Source organism: Nonomuraea turkmeniaca, assembly GCF_005889735.1.
Taxonomy (GTDB): domain Bacteria; phylum Actinomycetota; class Actinomycetes; order Streptosporangiales; family Streptosporangiaceae; genus Nonomuraea; species Nonomuraea turkmeniaca.
In genome coordinates, this window is record NZ_VCKY01000516.1 from 1 (window position 1) to 1,827 (window position 1,827).

At 70.1% G+C, this 1,827-nt stretch carries 1 protein-coding gene and 1 pseudogene; both read left to right on the top strand.

The features are described from left to right. Positions 1-40: 40 nt before the first annotated feature. Positions 41-127, top strand: a pseudogene (locus tag ETD86_RS59845) (hypothetical protein); the annotation flags it as partial. Further along, on the top strand, positions 128-1,827 hold a 1,700-nt coding region (locus ETD86_RS54200; RefSeq protein WP_342779377.1), incomplete at its 3' end, for a condensation domain-containing protein. It abuts the pseudogene before it with no gap.

Genomic DNA, 1,827 nt, shown 5'->3' on the forward strand with positions numbered 1-1,827 from the left:
GTATGGTCCGACGGAGACCACGGTGTGTGCGTCGATGTCGATGCCGCTGGCGGTTGGTGAGGAGCCCACGATCGGCACGCCCATCACGAACGCCAGGTCGTACGTCCTGGACGACATGCTGAACCCCGTGCCAGTCGACGTGACCGGAGAACTCTACGTCGCCGGCGTCGGGTTGGCGCGCGGTTATGTCGGCCGCGCGGCGTTGACGGGTGAGCGGTTCGTGGCCTGCCCCTTCGGTGGCTCGGGCGAGCGCATGTATCGGACCGGGGACCTGGTGAAGTGGACCGCTGATGGGCGGTTGGTCTTCGCCGGTCGGGCAGATGAGCAGGTGAAGATCCGCGGGTTCCGGATCGAGCCGGGCGAGGTCGAGGCCGTGCTGCGCACTCACCCGCAGGTGGCGCAGACGGCGGTCGTCGTCCGTGAAGACATCCCGGGAGATAGGCGGTTGGTGGCGTACGTGGTGCCCGCCGACACCGAGACGGATGTTGCTGGGCTGCGGGACTTCGTGGCTCGACAGCTGCCGGAGTACATGGTGCCTGCCGCGGTGGTGACGCTGTCTGCGTTGCCGTTGACGCCGAACGGGAAGCTGGACCGCAAGGCGCTGCCCGCTCCGGAGTATGCGAGCGGGTCGGGCCGGGCTCCGGCCACGGTGCAGGAGCAGATCCTGTGCGAGGTGTTCGCGGAGGTGTTGGGCCTGGAGTCGGCCGGTGTGGATGATGACTTCTTCCAGCTGGGCGGCCATTCGCTGCTGGCGGTGTCGCTGGTGGAGTTGCTGCGTGGCCGTGGGGTGTCGGTGTCGGTGCGGGCGTTGTTCGAGTCGCCGACCCCGGCGGGTCTGGCGCGGTCGGTGGGTGTCGATGCGGTGGAGGTGCCGGAGAACCGCATCCCTGTGGGTGCGACAGAGATCACGCCGGAGATGTTGCCGTTGGTGGATCTGTCCGCGGACGAGGTGGAGCGGGTGGTGGCCTCGGTGGCGGGTGGCGCGGCGAACGTGGCGGATGTGTATCCGCTGGCGCCGCTGCAGGAGGGCCTGCTCTTCCACCACTTGCTCGCCGGCGGCGGCGCTGACGCCTACGTGACTGTGCAGGTCTGGGAGTTCGACTCGCGGGCCAGGCTGGACGGATTCGCGCAGGCGCTGCAGCGGGTGATCGACCGGCACGACATCTACCGCACCGGCGTGGTCTGGGAAGGACTGCGGGAACCGGTCCAGGTGGTGTGGCGACAGGCCACGCTCCCGGTGGCGGAGCACCCGCTGGACGCCGGCCAGGACGACCCGGCGGGCGCCCTGGTGCGCCTCGTAGGATCGGCGATGGACCTGGGCCGGGCGCCGTTGATGGACCTGCACATCGCCGAGGTGGCCGAGGGCCGCTGGCTGGGGTTGGTGCGGATGCACCACATGGTGCAGGACCACCAGGGCATGGACATGCTCGTCCAGGAACTGCGGGCGGTGCTGTCAGGGCAGGACGGGCAACTGGCGCCGGCACTGCCGTTCCGGAACTTCGTCGCGCAGACCCGCGACGCCGTCTCCCGGGCGGAGCACGAGCGGTTCTTCACCGAGCTGCTGGCCGGCGTCACCGAGACAACCGCGCCCCTCGGCCTCACTGACGTGCGGATAGACGGCACCGATGTGGCCTCTGAGCTGGTGCCGATCCCCGACGATGTGGTGACGGCGCTCCGGCAGGCGGCGCAGCGGATGGGGGTCAGCGCGGCCACGGTGTTGCACGTGGCGTGGGCGCGGGTGCTGGCTGTGCTGGCGGGCCGCGACGACGTGGTCTTCGGCACGGTCCTGCTCGGGCGGATGAACGCCGGCGAGGGCGCCGACCGAGT